The 17092-nt window shown below is 71.7% G+C and carries 14 protein-coding genes; 7 read left to right on the top strand and 7 right to left on the bottom strand.

The features are described from left to right. The first annotated feature begins 111 nt into the window (after positions 1-111). From fxlM to AC529_RS15560, 4 genes are all read left to right on the top strand, one after another. Entirely contained in the window at positions 112-1374 is a 1263-nt protein-coding gene (gene fxlM / locus AC529_RS15575; protein ID WP_232306766.1) for a methyltransferase, FxLD system, read from the top strand. Positions 1375-1397: 23 nt separating this feature from the next. Then, positions 1398-1598 carry an FxLD family lanthipeptide gene (gene fxlA, locus AC529_RS15570; RefSeq protein WP_068757968.1) on the top strand — a complete coding sequence of 67 codons (201 nt, stop codon included), beginning with the start codon at positions 1398-1400 and terminating at the stop codon, positions 1596-1598. Between the two features lie 71 nt (positions 1599-1669). Next, positions 1670-4609, top strand: coding sequence for a lantibiotic dehydratase (locus AC529_RS15565; RefSeq protein ID WP_232306765.1), 2940 nt, complete (start codon positions 1670-1672; stop codon positions 4607-4609). After that, positions 4609-5835, top strand: coding sequence for a lanthionine synthetase C family protein (locus tag AC529_RS15560; RefSeq protein ID WP_068757966.1), 1227 nt, complete (start codon positions 4609-4611; stop codon positions 5833-5835). The genes AC529_RS15565 and AC529_RS15560 overlap by 1 nt, the downstream gene beginning before the upstream one ends. Before the next feature lie 104 nt (positions 5836-5939). Here the strand turns inward: AC529_RS15560 and AC529_RS15555 are convergent, their stop codons facing one another. Together AC529_RS15555 and AC529_RS15550 are read right to left on the bottom strand one after the other, a co-directional pair. Next, positions 5940-6203 carry a DUF397 domain-containing protein gene (locus AC529_RS15555; protein WP_083948316.1) on the bottom strand — a complete coding sequence of 88 codons (264 nt, stop codon included), beginning with the start codon at positions 6201-6203 and terminating at the stop codon, positions 5940-5942. Then, positions 6200-7051 carry a helix-turn-helix domain-containing protein gene (locus AC529_RS15550; RefSeq protein ID WP_068757964.1) on the bottom strand — a complete coding sequence of 284 codons (852 nt, stop codon included), beginning with the start codon at positions 7049-7051 and terminating at the stop codon, positions 6200-6202. The genes AC529_RS15555 and AC529_RS15550 overlap by 4 nt, the downstream gene beginning before the upstream one ends. Positions 7052-7268: 217 nt before the next feature. On the opposite strand from AC529_RS15550, the gene AC529_RS15545 reads away from it, so the two are divergent. Then, on the top strand, positions 7269-7628 hold the full coding sequence (locus AC529_RS15545; RefSeq protein WP_068757962.1) for a hypothetical protein: 360 nt from the start codon (positions 7269-7271) through the stop codon (positions 7626-7628). A 78-nt stretch (positions 7629-7706) separates the two neighbouring features. Here the strand turns inward: AC529_RS15545 and AC529_RS15540 are convergent, their stop codons facing one another. Both AC529_RS15540 and AC529_RS15535 read right to left on the bottom strand, forming a co-directional pair. Then, positions 7707-7955: a DUF6167 family protein gene (locus tag AC529_RS15540; RefSeq protein ID WP_068757960.1), complete on the bottom strand. Its 249-nt coding sequence runs from the start codon at positions 7953-7955 to the stop codon at positions 7707-7709. Then, positions 7952-8344: a DUF948 domain-containing protein gene (locus AC529_RS15535; RefSeq protein ID WP_068757958.1), complete on the bottom strand. Its 393-nt coding sequence runs from the start codon at positions 8342-8344 to the stop codon at positions 7952-7954. Before AC529_RS15535 ends, AC529_RS15540 begins: the two co-directional genes overlap by 4 nt. Before the next feature lie 503 nt (positions 8345-8847). Here AC529_RS15535 and AC529_RS15530 point away from each other — a divergent pair. Together AC529_RS15530 and AC529_RS15525 are read left to right on the top strand one after the other, a co-directional pair. Beyond that, the gene (locus tag AC529_RS15530; protein ID WP_068757956.1) at positions 8848-10734 is read left to right on the top strand and encodes a serine/threonine-protein kinase; all 1887 of its coding nucleotides are present in this window, start codon (positions 8848-8850) and stop codon (positions 10732-10734) included. 113 nt (positions 10735-10847) lie between these two features. Further along, a complete protein-coding gene (locus AC529_RS15525; RefSeq protein ID WP_068757954.1) occupies positions 10848-12506 on the top strand; it encodes a serine/threonine-protein kinase in 1659 nt (552 codons plus the stop codon). Between the two features lie 28 nt (positions 12507-12534). Here the strand turns inward: AC529_RS15525 and AC529_RS15520 are convergent, their stop codons facing one another. The 3 genes from AC529_RS15520 to AC529_RS15510 are packed head-to-tail and all read right to left on the bottom strand — an operon-like array spanning position 12535 to position 17092. Next, positions 12535-13068 carry a hypothetical protein gene (locus tag AC529_RS15520; protein WP_068757952.1) on the bottom strand — a complete coding sequence of 178 codons (534 nt, stop codon included), beginning with the start codon at positions 13066-13068 and terminating at the stop codon, positions 12535-12537. Then, the gene (locus tag AC529_RS15515; RefSeq protein WP_068757950.1) at positions 13059-14273 is read right to left on the bottom strand and encodes a hypothetical protein; all 1215 of its coding nucleotides are present in this window, start codon (positions 14271-14273) and stop codon (positions 13059-13061) included. The genes AC529_RS15520 and AC529_RS15515 overlap by 10 nt, the downstream gene beginning before the upstream one ends. Continuing rightward, positions 14270-17092 carry an ATP-binding protein gene (locus AC529_RS15510; protein ID WP_232306764.1) on the bottom strand — a complete coding sequence of 941 codons (2823 nt, stop codon included), beginning with the start codon at positions 17090-17092 and terminating at the stop codon, positions 14270-14272. The genes AC529_RS15515 and AC529_RS15510 overlap by 4 nt, the downstream gene beginning before the upstream one ends.

Genomic DNA, 17092 nt, shown 5'->3' with positions numbered 1-17092 from the left:
CCGGAGTATCCGGTCACTCCGCCAATCCGTGCTCGCTCGTATCCCCTATCGCGATCGGACGAACACGCCGCACTCCTACTCAGCCACGACAACCGACGTTGGGAAGAGTCCGTGTCCTCACCACTCCCGCCCACTCCTGAACAGGCGCGCATGGCCATGGTTGACGCCATGGCGGCCGAGCGCGCACGACTCGGCGCACAGCCGCTGCCACGAGCCGTGGAGGAAGCCCTGCGTGCCGTTCCCCGCGAGGCGTTCCTGCCCGGACTGCCGCTGACCGAGGCCTACGACCCGCACCAGGCGGTGGTGACCAAGCGCGACGACGAGCGGGGAGTGGCGCTCAGTTCGGTGTCGGCGCCCACCATCGTCGCCACCATGTTGGAACGTGCCGACCTGCGTCCCGGGCATCGGGTGCTGGAGGTCGGTTCCGGTGGCTACAACGCCGCTCTGATTCGCCGTCTGGTTGGCGTGGACGGCCAGGTGGTCTCCATCGACATCGACCCCGAAGTCGTCGCCCGCGCCGAGCGGTGCCTGAAGAGCATCGGCGTCGACGACGTGCACCTGGCGGTCGGCGACGGCGCCCACGGGTTCGCCGCCCGGGCGCCCTTTGACCGGATCATTGTGACCGCAGGAGCCTGGGACCTGCCGCCCGCCTGGGAGCAGCAACTCACCGAGGACGGGGTTCTGGTGGTGCCCATGCGGATTCGGGGCCTGACCCGCTGCCTGACCCTGCGCCGCGCTCCCGAAGAGGGGTGCTGGGAGGCGGTGGCGGTGGACATGTGCGGGTTCGTGCGGATGCGGGGCCGGGACGAGCACTGGGAGGCCATGCCCTGCCTCCACGACGAGGACGGCTGCCAGGTCGCGCTGCGTCTGGAGGACGGCCCCGAAGTGGAGGAGAAGGCCCTGCGTGAGGCCCTGGCCTGCGAGCCGGTCACTGTCTGGTCGAACGTCGAGGTGGGCGCGGAAGAGCCCACCGACTCCCAGGACCTGTACCTGGCCTCGGTCGCCGACCGGTGGGCGCAGTTGACCGCCGAGCGCGGTGCGATCAAAGCCGGACTCGTCAGCCCGATCTCCCGCCTGGGCACCCCGGCCCTGATCAGTGCCGAGGGCACCGGCTTCGCCTACCGGACCCTGCGCCGCTGCCCCGGGCGCGCGGACCGGTGGGAGTTCGGCGCGGTCGGCCACGGCCCGCATGCCCGCGCAACCGCCGAACACCTGGCCCATCTGATCGGTGAGTGGGACCGCGACCACCGCCGCGGCCCCGGCCCCCGCATCACCCTGTTTCCCGCCACCACCCCCGACGACCGCCTGCCCGGGGGGCGCGTGGTGGACAAACGCCACACCCGCACGGTCCTGACCTGGACCATCACCCCTTAGAGAGAGAAAGGAAGGAACAACCAGTGAGCACACTCACGGTCTCCGACACCCCCGACGGCATGGTCCCGGTGAGCCGGGACCGCCACCCCGCCGGCGACCTGTTCGACCTGGACCTGCGTGTCCACGTGCCGCAGCAGGGCGAGCCGCTGTGGTCGATGACCAACGACGGATGCGGCAAGACCTGCGAGACGGCCTGCACCCCCAGCTGCACCGACAACGGCTGAGTTCCTCCACCGACTCCTGGGCGCCTTCCTCGGGGCGCCCAGGAAGTTCCTGTCCGGAGAAAGGATTCCCGGTGTACGCCCCCCTGGAATCGGTGGGCCTGACCCTGCGCGCCACCACCCGCACCCCCGACACGGAAACCCCCTGGCCTGATCCGGGCACCGCCCCCATCGAGGAGCTGCGCGGTTGGATTCACGACCTCCACACCCGTGACCACGCCCTGATCGAGGCCCTGGCCGTGGCCAGCCCTTCCCTAGTCCGGCAGTTGGACGCCATCGTCGGCGCCGATGCCGTCGCGGCGAAGAAGGTCCGCCGGGCTGCTGTCTCCCTCATGCGCTATCTGCTCCGCTACGGTGGCCGCCCAACTCCTTACGGGCTGTTCACGGGGGTTGCTCCGCTGACTTCGGGTGGTCGAACCCGCGTCCGGTGGGGCGAGCATCACCGGGAGACAGCCCAGCCGGCTTCGGCCTGGCTGGCCGTCCGCGCCCGTCACCACCCAGTCCCGGGCTCCTTCACCACTGTGGTGGCGGCCTCCACCGCTCGTGTCCGGGGCGATCGGCTGGTCCTGTCCCACAAGCCCGGGGCAGACGATCCGCGCCAGGCGGCCGAGGTGTCGGTACGTCTCACTCCTGCCGTCGCCCTGGTGGTGGAGAACGCCCGAACCCCTGTGCCGCTCGCGGAGCTTCTCCGCATGCTCGGCGACTCCTATCCCGACGCCGATCCGCGAGAGGCCGCCGCGCTGGTGGACTCCCTCCTGGAGCACCGCATCCTCATCGGCTCCCAGCGGCCTCCCGTCTGGCATCCACGGCCACTGGCCCACCTGGCCGACCACGACCCCGGACTGAAAGCGGCCAGTGAACTCCTGGAGTGCCACAACGATCCCGGTACTCCCGCCGGGGAACGCCCCGGCCTGCGCGGCCAGATCCTGCGGCGGCTACCGGACACCGACACCGAGACGCTGCCGCGGCTGGCGGTGGACACCCGCCTGGACGTGGACCTCGTCCTGCCCCACCAGGTCGCCCATGAGGCAGCCCGCGCAGCCGGGGTTCTGGCTACGCTGGCCCCACACCCCACCGGCCACCCCGCCTGGATCGACTACCACACCCGTTGCCTGGAGACCTACGGCCAGGGGACGGTTGTGGGACTGCTCGACCTCACCGGCCCTGCCGGGCTGGGATTCCCACACGGCTACCGGGGCTCACGTCTGTCCGCCCCCGCCCCGGACCGGGGAAACCTCGAACGCTCCCGGATTCTGGTCGCCGCCCTGCACACCGCCGCCCTCCAGGGCCTGTTCGAGATCGACCTGCAAGACCCGGCCTGGCAGCACCTGAGCGGTGAGCAGACGGTTCACCCGCCGGTACACGTGGAACTCCGCGCCCAACTGCACGCTGCCACCCCCGAAGTGGTGGACGCGGGCGATTTCCGTCTGTGGATCACCGCAGTTTCCCGAGGGGTGGGCACGCTCACCGGCCGGTTCGCCCACCTGGACGGCATGGTTCCCGCTGATCTGGACCGGGCTCTGCCCACACTCACCGAGAGGGCTGTAACCGTTCAGGTCCTGGCTCCGCCGATGGCCGACACCGCGGCCCATGTGGCCCGTTCCCCCGTGGTGGCTGCTCACGTACTGGTCATCGACGAACACCCGCCGCCGGCTCCCGGAATCGAAGTCATCAACCCGCGGGAGGTGGGCGTGCGCGTCGACGCCGACCACCTGCGGCTGCTGCACCTGCCCACCGGACGCGTGATCGAACCGTTCCTGGCCTCGGCGCTGGAACCGCACCACTACACCCACCCCCTGGCCCGGTTCGTCACCGAACTCCCCCGCGCCCGTACCCTGCCCTCTCTGGGGTTCACCTGGCCGTCCGCCGCCAGTGACTGCGTTTTCCTGCCGCGGCTGCGCAGCGGCCGCACCGTCGCGGCCCCGGCCCAGTGGCGCGTCACCGCCGAGGACCTGTCCACCGTCCGCTCCCACCCGCCGCTGCCGCAGCGGGTCCAGCTCGTTGAGGGCGAACGCTGTCTGCCCCTTGACCTGTCCCGGTCCGCCCACCGTCACCTGCTGGAGACCCACCTGGCACGGTACGGCACCGCGGTCCTCACCGAAGCTCCGGATGAGGAGGCGTTCGGCTGGTGCGGCGGCCGCCCTCACGAACTCGTGGTTCCGCTGCGCCGCACCGCAGCCCCTGTCCCGGCTCCTCAGCTCTCGGCCGTTACCGCCGTATCCGCCCGTCCGCAGTCGCCGCCGGTGGCGGACCCGCCCGGCACCGGCCCCTGGCTGTCCGTCCACCTGTATACCGGCCCTGACCTGTGCTTGCTGATCCTGGACCGCCTTCCCGAACTGTGGGATCTTCTGGGAGGGCCTGGCGATTTCTGGTTTGTGCGCTACCGCGACCATGACGGCCCGCATCTGCGGCTGCGGCTGCGCACCGAAACCAGCCCCGCGGAACCGACCGCTGCCGTGGGCACCTGGGCACGGTCTCTACACGCCTGCGGCCTGCTGCATTCTCTGAGCCTGCACACCTATCGGCCCGAGACCGCCCGTTACGGCCACGGTCCCGCGCTGGCCGCCGCCGAGGCTTTCTTCGTCGCCGACAGCCGCGCCGCCCAGACCCAACTGGCCTCGGCCGACCATGACCCCACTCGCACCCGTGCCCTGGCCGCGGCCTCCCTTTTACGCCTGGCCGCCGCTGCTGATACCGGCACTACCTGGCTGCTCGACCATCTGCCCCGCCCAGCCGATCCTGTGGACCGTGCGGCCCGTGCCCTGGCCTCGCGCATCCTCACCCGGCCCGGCAGCTTCTCCCCACCGTTGGCAGCCGCCTGGGCGGACCGCGACCAGGCCCTCACCGCCTACCTGGCCTGCCTCCCCCGTCCGCGCCAAGTGCTGCCCTCCCTGTTCCACATGCACCACAACCGTGTCCGCGGACCCGACCGCGATGACGAACAGCGAGTGCAGGCTTTGGCCCGCGCGGTCGCCCTCACCCGCAGACACACCCGAACAGCCGGGAAACCCTGATGCCGATCCGTGCCGGACGCGCCGCGGCCGCCGCGGCCGCCGCGGCCGCGCGCCTGACCGAGCCCGCCGCCGTGCCCCTAGGTGCTCCTCCCCAGTCCCTGGCGGCGGGAGCGCTCGGAATCGCGCTCGTGCACATCGAACGCGCCCGCGGCGGCGACGAGGCAGCATGGCGCAGTGCCCATGCCTGGTTGCAGGCTGCGGCCCGCGACGGCGTGGACGCCACCGACCGGGCCCGCCTCTTCCACGGTGCTCCCGCGCTGGCGGCTGTCCTGGTCTGCGCCGACGACGAAAGCGGACGCTACGCCACGGCCCGCAGCACGATGACGCACCATGTCCGTGCCGTGGCCCACCGTCGCCTCGATGCGGCGTTTGCCCGCATGGACCGGGGCGCTCTCCCCGTCTTCGGCGAGTACGACCTCCTCAGCGGCCTGACCGGCATCGGCGCCGTACTGCTGCGCACGGACCCGGCTTCCTCTGCTCTGGAACGGGTGCTGTCCTACCTGGTCCGACTGACCGAACCGGTCCGTGTCGACGGCTGCCCGCTGCCGGGGTGGTGGGTGGGCCACGCTCCTCATCAGGGCGACCGGACCGGCTTCGCCGGTGGGCACGCCAACCTCGGCATGGCACACGGCATCACCGGCCCCCTGGCTCTGCTCTCCCTGGCACTCCAGCAAGGAGCCATCGTCACGGGGCAGGTCGGGGCGATCGTCCGCATCTGCGCCTGGCTGGACTCCTGGCAGCAGGACGCTCCCGCTGGGGCTTGGTGGCCCCGCTGGATCACCCGGGACGAGCACCGCGCCCGCCGCTGCACACAGCCGGGGCCGCTGCGCCCCTCCTGGTGCTACGGCACTCCGGCGATCGCGCGGGCCCAGCAGCTCGCCGCCCTCGCCACCGGAGACCTCGTCAGGCAGCGCAGGGCCGAGCAGGTTCTCGCCGATTGTCTGAACGATCCGGCCCAACTCGGCCAGATCATCGACCCCGGCCTGTGCCACGGTTGGGCCGGGGTGTTCCAGACCGTCTGGCGCACCGCCCGCGACTCGCACACCCCGGTGCTCGCGGACTGCCTGCCGCGCCTCGCCGAACACCTCATCACGTGCGGCGCTTCCCGGCGAGGCGAGGAGGCCGGGTTCCTGGACGGGGACGCGGGGCTCGCTCTCGCGCTCCGCACCGCCGCACGTCCCGAGCCTCCCGCGTCCGACTGGGACGCATGCCTGCTGATCCGCTGACCGGAGCCTTGACTCCGTCTGCTGGGGCGAGAAAGCGGTGCGGGAGAGTCCCGCCCGGAGGAGTGGAGCGGCGCATGCCCGCTTCGGTCGGAACGCCGAGTGCCCTACAGCGCGCCGCTCGTGGCCGCGCGGAGGAAGGCGTGCCACTCGGCGGCGGGGAAGGTGAGGAACCCGAGACCGCGCTGCGTGGAGTCGCGGACCGCGACCCGGGCGGGGGTGTCGAGGAGAGGACCCGCTTCGACGCACCTGCCACCGCCGTTGGCGCTGTAGCTGCTGATGTGCCAGCCAACTTCGACGCAGCTCTTGCCGCCGCTTGGACTGTAGCTGCTGATTCTCCAGTCGAGAACCAAAGTGTCGTCCTGGTTCATCTCATCTCCTTCTGGAGTTCCACGATCAACTTGGCCGACTCCTCTGGACTCAGACTGCTCTCTCGAAGACGGTTGTACAGGACGTCGACTCTCTCTGCTTCGTGTGATTCCAAGTAAACCCCTCCAGCGACTCCCACGGTGTAGGCGACCAAGGGGAACGGGTCTTCCAAGTGGAGCAGGGTGAAACCTCCGTCCGGACTTGCGTGGGCTCCAGCCGAATAAGGAAGGACTCGAATCTCGATGTTGGACTGTTTCCCACAGACCAGCAGGTGTTGGAGTTGCTCTCTCATCACGTCCCGGCCACCAACGATCCTGCGCAAAGCTGCCTCGTCCAGGAGAACCTCCAACTCGACCGCCTTCTCACCACGCAGAATCTTCTGGCGTGCCATTCTCAACTCGACGCCCCGCTCGATCTGAGCAGCGGAGTCATGGGGATTCACCGCACGCATCCATGCTTCCGCATACTCCCTCGTCTGCAACAGCCCGTTGACCGGTGTCACCTCGTAGGCGCGGATATGCCTGGCCCGGCTCTCCAACCACACGTAGTCGACGAACCAGTCGGTGATGTCGTCGGAGTACTTCTCCCACCAGCCGGTCTTGCTGACCTCGCGGGACAACTGGATCAGCGCGGCGCGCTGGCGCTCCCCCTCCACTCCGTAGAGGTCCATCAGGGCGCGCACCTCCGGTTCCCGGATGGGCAGTGCCCCGGACTCGAACTTGCTGATCGCGGAGAAGCTGCGCTGGAGGTACTCGGCACTGTCGGTCAGCTTGAGCCCGTTCTGTTCCCGAAGTTCCTTGAGCATCTTGCCCAGCCACTGCGCCCGCAGCGTCGGCCGCCGTTTGGACATCCGCTACCCCTTGAGAGAAGTTTGGAAAATTTGACCTAAAACTTGACTTACCCTTGCCCGTGGATCACTCTAGCAGTACGTGAAGGAGAGCTCACGAAGAATTACTTAGCGCAGGCCAGAGGCCCGCAAAACAGACAAATAGAACACCGCCCGAAGTGATTCTTGAGCTTGGAACCCTCAACCACTCCGGGCGGTGCCGCAGGGAGGAGAACACCGCATGACCGATGTCCACGCACTCCCCACGCCGATTGTCTCCCAGGCGTGGCAGGAGGTCGACACCTCCATCGACACCGAGACCCCGCGGCTGCTCTGCGAGGAGCAGTTCGAGCGCTACACCGCCACCGTGGCCGCCCTGCTGGAGGCGGCCGGTCTGACCGTGCACCACTCCGCCGAGGACCCGGCCTCGCTGCGGGTCTGCCACCCCCGCACCGGCTACACCGTGGAGCTCGACATGCGCGAGGACCGCAGCGCCGAGTGGTCCCTGGACGCGGGCGACGAGATCCCCGAGAACACCCCCGCCGTCCGGCTCGCCGCCACCATCACCGGCATCCTCAACGGCGCGCCCCCACAGGGCTGAGGGCTCGCCCCCGATCCCTTTGACGATCTTGACGGGAGAGGGCTGCTTCGCGCGGGGAGGCGCCCCTTCCCGTCAAGGTCAACGCCGGGGCAGTTCCGGGTACGGGTCGGCGGCGTAGCGGCGCAGCAGTTCCTCCTCGTGGGCGCGCACGGCCGCGGCGACGTCCTCGTTGAGCTCGCGCAGCGCCTCGCGGTAGGAGGAGACCCGCTTCTCGACGCGGTCGGCGATGCCGCCGGGGGACCAGGCCCGGGCGGCGCGGGTGGCGCGGTAGACCGCGTAGCCGCCGACCAGCGCCCCGGCCACGAAGTAGAAGGCCCTGCCGATCACACGCGCTCCTTCCGGCGCCGGGTGCGGATCAGCGCCAGGGTCTTGCGCCGTCCCAGGACCTGGCGCACCCCGTAGGACAGCGACGCCACCTTGACGAGGGGGCCGGTCACCGCGGAACGGGTGAGCGCGGTGACCGTGGAGACGTCCTCGCTGCTGCTGGCGAGGTTGGCGGTGATCTCCTCGACCCGGTCGAGCGAGCTGTTGGCCCGTTCGACCGTGGTCGCGAGGTCGTCGAGCAGGGGGGTGGTGCGCGCCCGGAGCTCGGCCACGGCGCTGGTCGCCTCGGTCAGCAGGCGGATGAGCTTGATGAGGGCGATGCACAGGAACACGGCCACCACGGCCCAGGCCACGGCCGCGACCAGGGCCGCGAGTTCTCCTCCGGTGAGCATGCGGACTCCGCTAACACTTGGGATCATTGGAGTTTCGGGCAGCCGACGCGGAGGTCGGCGCAGGACGGCCTTCGATCGGCGGCCGGGCTGCCCAGGGGGTCGGGCCGCCACCTCAGGAAGAACCGGATTGGGTCTGACACTATCGCGGTTCTCCTGTTCCCCACGGGACCTCCGGCGGCGCTTTCCCGCCGTTTCCCCGGTCCGGTCCGCCCGCTGTGGCCGGTCACCCCGCCGCCGGGGCGGCCCCGCAGTCCGGACCTTTCCCCGATTCACGCACCAATCTCACAGGACAGACACTTTACGTAGAGATTTGGCAACACGGAGTGGCGCATTCGATCGGAGGGCGACAGGGAAGAGGATAGAAGCGTCTCGGTCTGACAAGATGACCGAGTTCTCCCGATAATGGCGACAACTACCGACCGGCTACTACTGCCGACCACTGCGCGTTTCCCACTACTGCGCGTTCCAGCACTCCACCTCGAATTTTTTGAGACAGGACCACGATGAGTCGACGTTCCGAACGAACGGTTTCCGTTCTGGTCCCCCCTGACCTGGCCCCCACCACGCCGGAGGATCCCAGCTCCATCGGCCCGTACGTGCTGGTGGGTCGGCTCGGTTCGACGGGTGCGGGCAGTGTCTACGCCGCGGTGCATCCGGACGTCGAACCGGACGTACTGCTGGCGGTCAAGGTCGTTCCGCCCGCCCTCGTCCCGGACGAGGCCGCTCGCGCCCGGCTGGAGCAGCGACTGCGTGTCCTGGGTGCCGTGGACGGGCGCTGCTACGTGCCGCCCGTGGCGTTCGACGTCCGCAGCACGCCCGCGTGGCTGGCGACGCGCTACGCTCCCGGAACCCCGCTGGAGCAGTACACCAGGCAGCGCGGCCCCATGACCCTGGGGCGGCTCACCGCCCTGGCCGCCGGGCTGGGCGAGGGGCTGTCGGCGCTGCACTCCCTGGACCTGGTGCACGGCGACCTCAAGCCCGGCAGCGTGCTGCTGAGCTCCCAGGGGCCGCGCATCCTGGACTGCGCCCTGTCCGGGGAGACGGCGGTGCCGCCCGGGTCGGCCCCGTGGCTGAGCCCGGAGCGGCTGCGCGGCGAGGCCCCCACCCCGGCCTCCGACGTGTTCTCCTGGGGCGCCGTCCTCGCCTTCGCCGGGACCGGGCGTCCGCCGTTCGGCACCGGGACCCCCGAGGAGGTCGCCGGGCGGATCGGCGAGCAGCAGCCCGATCTCGACGGTGTCGCCGACGAGATCCGCCCGCTGCTGGAGTCGGCGCTGGCAGCCGACCCCGGGGAGCGGCCCGACGTGCGCAGCCTGGTGCGCTCCTCCATCGAACTGTGGGAGACCGGTCTGGGGTCGGTCGGCAGCGACGCCGGCCGGGGCTCCGGGGTCACCCGGGTGCTGCACCGGGAGTGGCAGGGCATCGTGGAACCGGCGCTGCTGCCGCGGGTGGTCCACGTGGGCGGCCGTCCCAAGGGCAAGAAGGGCGGACGGCTGTCGTCCCTCACCATGCCCGTGCCGGTGCTCTCGTCGCTGCAACAGACGGCTCCGGAGGCCGCTCCGGCCAAGGCACAGGGCGCGGGGTCCTCCGGCTCGGACGCCGGTGCCGTGCCGACCGAAAAACCCGCCGCTGCGGCCGAGAAGCCTGCCGCGGCCTCTGCCGAAGCGGCCTCGACCACCGCCACCTTCGCGACGTCCACCGCCGTCGCCGAAGCGCCCCCCGCCCCGGTCGAAAAACCCGCCGCGGTTCCCGCGCAGTCCTCCGGCGGACCGTCGGGCTCGGGCGGGTCGAACAAGCGGCTCCTGCTGCTGGCGGGCGGCGGCGCCGCGGCCCTGCTCCTGGTGGGCGGTGTCGTCTGGGGAGCAGTCTCCCTGCTCGGCGGCGACTCCCCCGCCCCCCAGCAGAACTCCGCGCAGCCCGCGTCCGGAGGCGAGGAGACCCCGGAGGCCGCCCCGCCGCCCGAGTGGGACTCCGGCACCCTCGTGGTGCGCCTCGACAGCTCCAGCGAGGTCAACCTGCTGTCCGGGCCGTGGCCCTACACCCCGGTGGAGCCCGCGTCCGGCGACGACGCGTTCGCCGGGCAGAACGGCAGCGAGCTCACCCCGCAGGACTGGAGCGAGCGGTGGACCCCGGTCGAGGGGGCGGACCAGCCGCTGGAGGCACTGATCTCCAGCGACGCCGAGGTGATGTGCGCGCACTTCTGTCTCAACCCCGACCAGGTGTTCGTCGACGAGGACGGGCGGGGCACCTACAAGGTCACCGGACGCGACCTGGCCAACTACCTGAGCTGGGGAGACGTGGTCATCGCCGAGGTGACCTTCGGCGACCGCGACCCCGAGACCGGCCTGCCCGTGATCACGGCGGTCACGGAGTTGTACCCGCCCGCGGGCTGAGTGTGGGGGGCGCGCCGGTCGCGCCCCCTTCCGGTTTCGGGGAAACCGCAGTACGGAGCGGTCCGAGAGTCGATAATCGACGACGGAGCATCCCCCCGGAACCAGGAACGCCCATGCCCCACGGTTTTCCGCCCGACCTGTCCCCCCTGCGCCCCGGCGACCACGCCGTCCGCATTCCCGGCTACCGGCTGGTCGGCCGCCTGGGCACGGGGGGCATGGGCGTCGTCTACGCCGCCCTGGACTCCCGGGGGCGCCCCGTGGCGGTGAAGCTCATGCGCTCCGGGATGCCCCCGGACGTCGACCACCGGCACCGGCGCTTCCAGGAGGAGGTCCGGGCGCTGCAGCGGCTGCGCAGCGAGCACGTGGTCCCGCTGCTGGACTCCGGCGTCTCCGACGGGCACCCCTGGCTGGTCACCGACTACGTGCCGGGACGCACCCTGCAGCGGTGCGGGAAGCTGTCCGGTCGGCGCCTGCTCCTGCTGGCCCGGGGGGTGGCCGCCGCACTGTGCGCCATCCACCGGGCCGGTGTCGTCCACCGCGACCTCAAGCCCTCCAACGTCATGGTCCGCCCCGACGGCACACCGGTCGTGCTGGACTTCGGCATCGCGCGGGCGGCGGACGCCCAAGGGCTCACCGGGACCGGGGCGCCGCCGATCGGCACGGCGGGCACGATGAGCCCGGAACGGTACCGGGGCGTGTCCGAACCGCCCTCGGACGTCTTCGCCTGGGGCTGCGTGGTGGTGTTCGCCGCGACCGGACGGCTGCCGTTCACCGCCTCCTCACCCGAGGAGGTCATGAACCGGGTGCTGCACTCCCCGCCCGAGCTGCACGGCCTGCGCGGGCCGCTGGCGGACCTGGCGGTGCGGGCGATGGACAAGGATCCCAAGAAGCGCCCCACCGCGGAGCAGTTGCTGAAGGAGCTCGACGCGCTCGGCTCCCCCCGGTCTGCCGCCGCGCCCCGGGACCGCCCCTCCCGGAAAGCGGGAGACGCGGCGACCCTGCTGGTCCTGGAGATGCAGCAGCACCACGGCAACCCGGTGCCCTGGCTGCGCCGCAACCGGGAGCGCCTCCTCGGCGAGGCGCGGCGCCTCGGGCTCACCGACCGCGGCCTGCGCGACCTGGTGCGCCGGGTCGCAGAGGAGGAGTACCTGGAGCTGTCCGAGCTGGAGGAGGCCCTCGCGGAGATCGCCCTGCGGCTCGCCCCGCACGAGCGGCCCCGCTACCGGGGCCACCCCGTGGACGAGGACGGGCTGGTGGCGCTGGCCTCCGGCGGGGCGCAGGAGCAGGCCCTGCTGCGCCGCCTCCTCGGGGAGCGCAGCGTGATCGTCGAGAGGTACGCGGCCCGGCACGTCTGCCGGCACGGCCTGTGCGTGGGCAAGCACCTCGGGCGGGGCTGCCGGGTGCTGCGGCGGCTCCGCTCCCAGGTCGCCGAGGTCGTGGACCGCACCAGGGAGCCGCTGCGCGAACTGCGCCACCAGATCTGGGCCGAGCACGACACGCTGGGGCACCCGCAGATCCTGCTGCCCCCGGACCGGGAACTGACCGACCGGGTGTACGCGACGGCGCTGCTGGTGCGGCGGCGCAGCGCCGAACTCGACCGGCACCGCGCGGCGGTGCTGGCGCTGCGCTGTCCCACCCGCTGGTGGACCAGCCAGCAGGAGGCGGTGGTGCGCGCCGACCCCGACACGGCCCGCGGGCTGGCCTGGGTGGTCATCGCCTCGGTCGCCGCGGACACGGCCCGGCGGTTCGCCGAGGCCGCCGGGCGGGAGTGAGGTGGTCCGCCGCGCGCGGCGGACCACCTCACTCCAGGAAGAACACGGAGAGCTCGACCGACCCGGGGCTGCCGCCGGTCCACAGCTCGCGGTACTTGGCGTCCTTGAACTGGGGGATCTCCTCGATCGCGATCTCGGCGACGTCGGCGGCGAACTCCTTGGCCGCCCCTATCTGCTGGTTGCTGCCACTGCCGAAGGCGATGACGAAGCCGACGTCCCGCTGCTCGGCCAGGTGCTCGCGGCACTTGTCGCTGGGTGCGCCGTGGCCGTCGTCGGTGTTGAAGTCGCTGTCCTTCGGGGCGGACAGGATGCGTTCCAGCTCGGAGACGACCCGGTCCCGGTCCGCGGTGAACCCGTTGCCCAGCCGGACGGTGAACTCGCAGGATTCGGGGCTCAGCAGTTTCGGCGGGGGCGGCGGCGGGGGTTCGGGGGCCTCGGGGGCGTGCTGTGCGCTGAGCGAGACGAGGAACAGCACCAGGAGCAGGTCGGCGAAGAGCCAGCCCGCCAGGTGGATGGCCGGGACCCGTCCGCCGGTGCGTCCGCGGCGCCTGGTCAGGACCACGGGTCCTCCTCGCGTCCGCCCGACGTCTCCTCGTCCCGGTGCCGGGCCGCGGCGCGCTGCACGTCCTTGACGAGGAAGCCGAGGTCGTCGGCGAGGTCGGTGAACTCGTCGAGCGCCTGCCGCAGGGTGTTGCTGGACTGCTCGGTGAAGGCGCCGAGCCTGTCCTGGGCCGCGGCCAGCTCATCGGAGACCTTCTCCAGCTTCTCCAGGGCGGCGGTGACGCGGTCCATGGTGTCCGTCGCGAACCGCGCGGACTCGGCGGTGTGCCGCTCCACGAGCTCGCTCTGCTCCTTGAGCAGCTCCAGGATGCGGCGGGTCTGCTCGCTGAACCGCTCCTGGCCCTCGACGGCGCTGCGGGTGAGTCCGGTGAGGCTGTCGAGGAGCTCGGCGGGGGTGCGGGCCTCGCGGACGGCGTCGGCGAGCTGCCCCATCCGGGTCTGCCACTCGTCCAGTGCCCGGATGAGCTGCTCCCGGGGGTCTCCGGCGAGCGCCTCGGCGATGCCGTCGGCCGCCTGGCGCATGTCGGCCGCGGCCCCGTGCATGCTGTCGGTGGCGGCGCTCAGCGCGTTCTCCATGCCGGCCATCGCCCGGCGGATCCCCTGCAGGGTCTCGGTGGCGCCGCGGACCTCCGCGCGCACCGAGTCGGGGCGGTCGGGGATCAGGTAGGTGGCCAGAGCCAGCAGTTGGGCGATGTGCTCGCGCCGGCGGCTGCGGTCGCTGAGCGCGCCGGTCACCCCCTCCAGGACGTGGACGAGGAGGGTCGCGCCGATGACGCCGAGCAGGAAGACGCAGACCCAGGACGCGGTGGTGCTGAGCGGCTCGAACTGGCCGGTGCCGGTGAAGCCGCCCTGCTGCCAGCCGTAGAGGAAGTTGGCTCCCTCGGGGGCGTCGCCGAAGGCGGACAGCACCTGCATGAGCTGGTACCAGGTCCAGAACACCGGGAGGAAGATGAGGACGTCGCGGGCCCCGCGCAGCAGCCACAGCAGCAGGCTCATCCAGCGCGGCGGCGGGAGGTCGGGCATCAGGGAGTCGGGCGGGTAGGCGGCGGCCAGGTCGGTGGCGGCCAGGTCCGCTCCGCCGTCGGCCAGGCTGCGCGCGAGCGAGCGCAGCACCTGCGCGCCCGCCGGAGGGGCGGTGCGGGCGTGGCGGTCGAGCTGTTCGGCGATGTCGGCCAGGTCGTGGGCACTGCTGGTCGGGGTGCTCACCTGGAAGTCTCCTCAGTTGAAGGCGACGGGGAGGGGGCGTGGCTCTGCGTCGGGGTGGCGGCACCGGGCCGGTCCGGAGTGGGGCCGCCGTTCGCCGGGCTGTCGAGAAGCCGGGCACTGAAGTAGAGGATCAGAGCGGCGACGGCGGCGATTATCGCCAAGACAGCCAAGGTTGCCAGCCAGGGTCTCCAATCGCTGTATTGCGGGTCGGCCTCGGCGGTGTCCTCGGTCTTCCGGCGCTTCCAGCGCCCCGTCACCCGTTTCCAGAACGGTGTGGGCTCGTCCTCCCGCTCGTCGTCGGCGGATGCGGTGTCCTCGGCCGTGCGGAGCTTCGCCCCCTGTTCCCAGAGCGGTTCGTCCTCGGGGTCCCACGCATCGTCAGTGAATGCGGCGTCCGCGGAGCCGGTGCCGCCGGTTCCCAGCGGCCGGAGGGACGCGGCAGCCGCGGGCTCCTCGTCCTCGAACAACTCCTTGTCGTAGTCCGAGTCCCGGTCCACCTCGGCTGCGCCCCTGCGGTAGGACAGGACGCGCGAGGGCGGCTCGCCCTTCGCTCCAGTGCTTCTTTGCGAGCTCCGCGGCCCCACCTCCCAGATCCGGGCGTGGTCGTCCCTGTTCCTGGGGGGTTCCCCGATCAGCCGGAGGAGTTCGGGGCGGTCCCGGAAACTCTCCACCACTTCGGGGGGGAAATCGCTCCACAGGCGTTCGGAGGCCGGGGTGCGGGCCGAGGCGGTACGGGAGACGCGGATCAGCGCCAGCCGGAAGTAGGCGGGGTCGCGGTACCGCTCCGCCCGTTCCAGTTCCTGCACCTTCTTCTCGGGCAGGGGGCGGCTGTGGTCCAGCGGGGGCACCTCCCCGCTGGCCAGCCACATCAGGTCCGCGAAGGCGAGGATGATCTCCCTGCCCACCGCGCCGTAGCGGTCCTTGCCGCCGAAGCCGTGCAGCTTCTCCTGGAAGTAGTCGTGCTTGCGGAGCTTCTGCTGGAGCTCGCGCAGCGGCAGCGCGTCGGCGCGCCGCAGGTCGACGAGCAAGCGCAGGGCCTCGCGGAAGAAGTCCAGGTTCTGGGCACCGATGAGCTGGTCCACCAGGTAGGCGAGCGCGCCGTCGAGCAGCGGGGTGGTCTCCCTGCTGGTCAGGGCGCTCCGCAGCTCGCGCCACACTCCCAAGCGCGCCGCAGTGTGGAGGTGGCGGGCCGCCACCGGGAGCAGGGAGGGAAACACCCGGTGCCCGGAGACGGAGACCAGGTCCCTGCCCAGCTTCTCGGAGGTCTGAAGGTCGTCCCGGACCTCCTGGGACGGGCCGTAGCCGAGCTCCAGCAGACGGGCGAAGAGCGCCCGCCGTCGTTCCGGTGTCACCTCGGCCAACGTGTCCAGCAGGAAGTCGCTCCCCCGCAACTCCTCGCGTGTCTTCGGGCGGTCCTGCAGGGTGGTCGGGGCCTGCTGCAGCGCTTCCAGCACTCCGCGACGGAACTCCCGTGCCCCGGCGTCCCCGGTGTAGTGGTGGGCGATCACGACCAGGTCCGCTGCGGGGACCTCCAGGACCTTGAGGAGGCTGTGGACCTCGTCGGAGGACAGGTGGGCGAGCTGGTGGGCGTGCCACAGCAGCACCTCGCAGTCCGTGAGGAAGCGCCTGTGCCGGTCGCGCCACAGGTGGTGGATCCGTTCGACCACCGGTCGGAGCTGTTCGCGGCGCTCCTCCGTGGAGGCCCCGGGGGCCGGGCGGAACACCTGGCGGCCCGCGTCGCGCAGGCTGTCGAGGGCGGGATCGTCCTGCCAGTCCAGGGACAGGGCGGCCACCCTGCCTCTCAGCTCCTCGGTGAGCTGTCCGGGCGCGTTGGGCCAGCCGCCCCAGGCCCGGCAGAGCTTCTCCAGCTCGTCGGGGGTCAGGGCGGCGAACTCCTGCCGTGCCCAGTGCAGGCCGTCCTCCTGGGTCAGGTAGCGGCGGACCTTGGCGTTTCCCTGGAGCGCGTGGCTGAGGGCCCAGTACAGGCCCTCTTTCTGGTAGTGCAGGTCGGACAGGCTCCGCAGGAGTTCCCGGGGGCTGCGCGGGGTGGTCCGCGGGGCGGCGAGCTCCCGTTCCACCAGGTAGGCGATGTCCTCGGCCCACTCCTCCAGCGGTGCGCGGCTGGCGGGGGACTTGCGGTACCAGTGCGAGGGCGGGATGCGCAGGTGGGTCTTCTCCACGGTGACCGCGATCCGCGGCTGGGCCGTGACCGCCTGCACGTCGCCCTCCACCATCAGGGAGACGTCCAGCAGGCTCGCCAGCGCGTGCCCCAGGGCGTAGGGGTCGCTGGCCGCCCCGGCGAAGTGGAAGTGGTAGTCGGGGTGGTGCAGCACGTGCCGCAGCAGCGCCGCGACCTCGCCCGGGTCGGCGCTGCCGGGCCGCGCGCACGCGGCCTCCAGGGCGGCGGCGTCGAGCGCCTCCAGTTGCGGGTCGGGCAGCGGGCCGTCCTCGGGGGGCAGCCATCCCGTCCAGTCCCGCAGGCCGAGGGCGAGCCGTGCGGTCAGCACGTCGGCCGCCCCCACCAGGGCGTGGACCTGGTGGGAGCCCCGGGACGAGGTGGGCACCGCGTCGGCGCGGACGATCACGGCCAGGCCGGAACGGGACCGCGGCCGCAGCAGCCCCACCGCGGGCCGGTCGGGGTGCATCGGCCCGACCAGGTCCCCGTTGTCCAACAGGTCGCTCCACCGGGCCAGGTCCCGCTGCTCCGGCAGCGACGTTCCCACCGGGCCTATGCCGCGTCCGCCCAGCAGGTGCTGGTCGGTCCACCGGAACACCACCTGGTGGACGCGCGTGTCCCGCTCTGCGCGGGTCGTGCTCAC

Source organism: Thermobifida cellulosilytica TB100, from assembly GCF_001517975.1.
In the GTDB taxonomy this organism is placed as follows: Bacteria; Actinomycetota; Actinomycetes; order Streptosporangiales; family Streptosporangiaceae; genus Thermobifida; species Thermobifida cellulosilytica.
The sequence above is the reverse complement of the archived record's forward strand: the minus strand, read 5'-3'. Positions and strand labels throughout refer to the sequence as shown.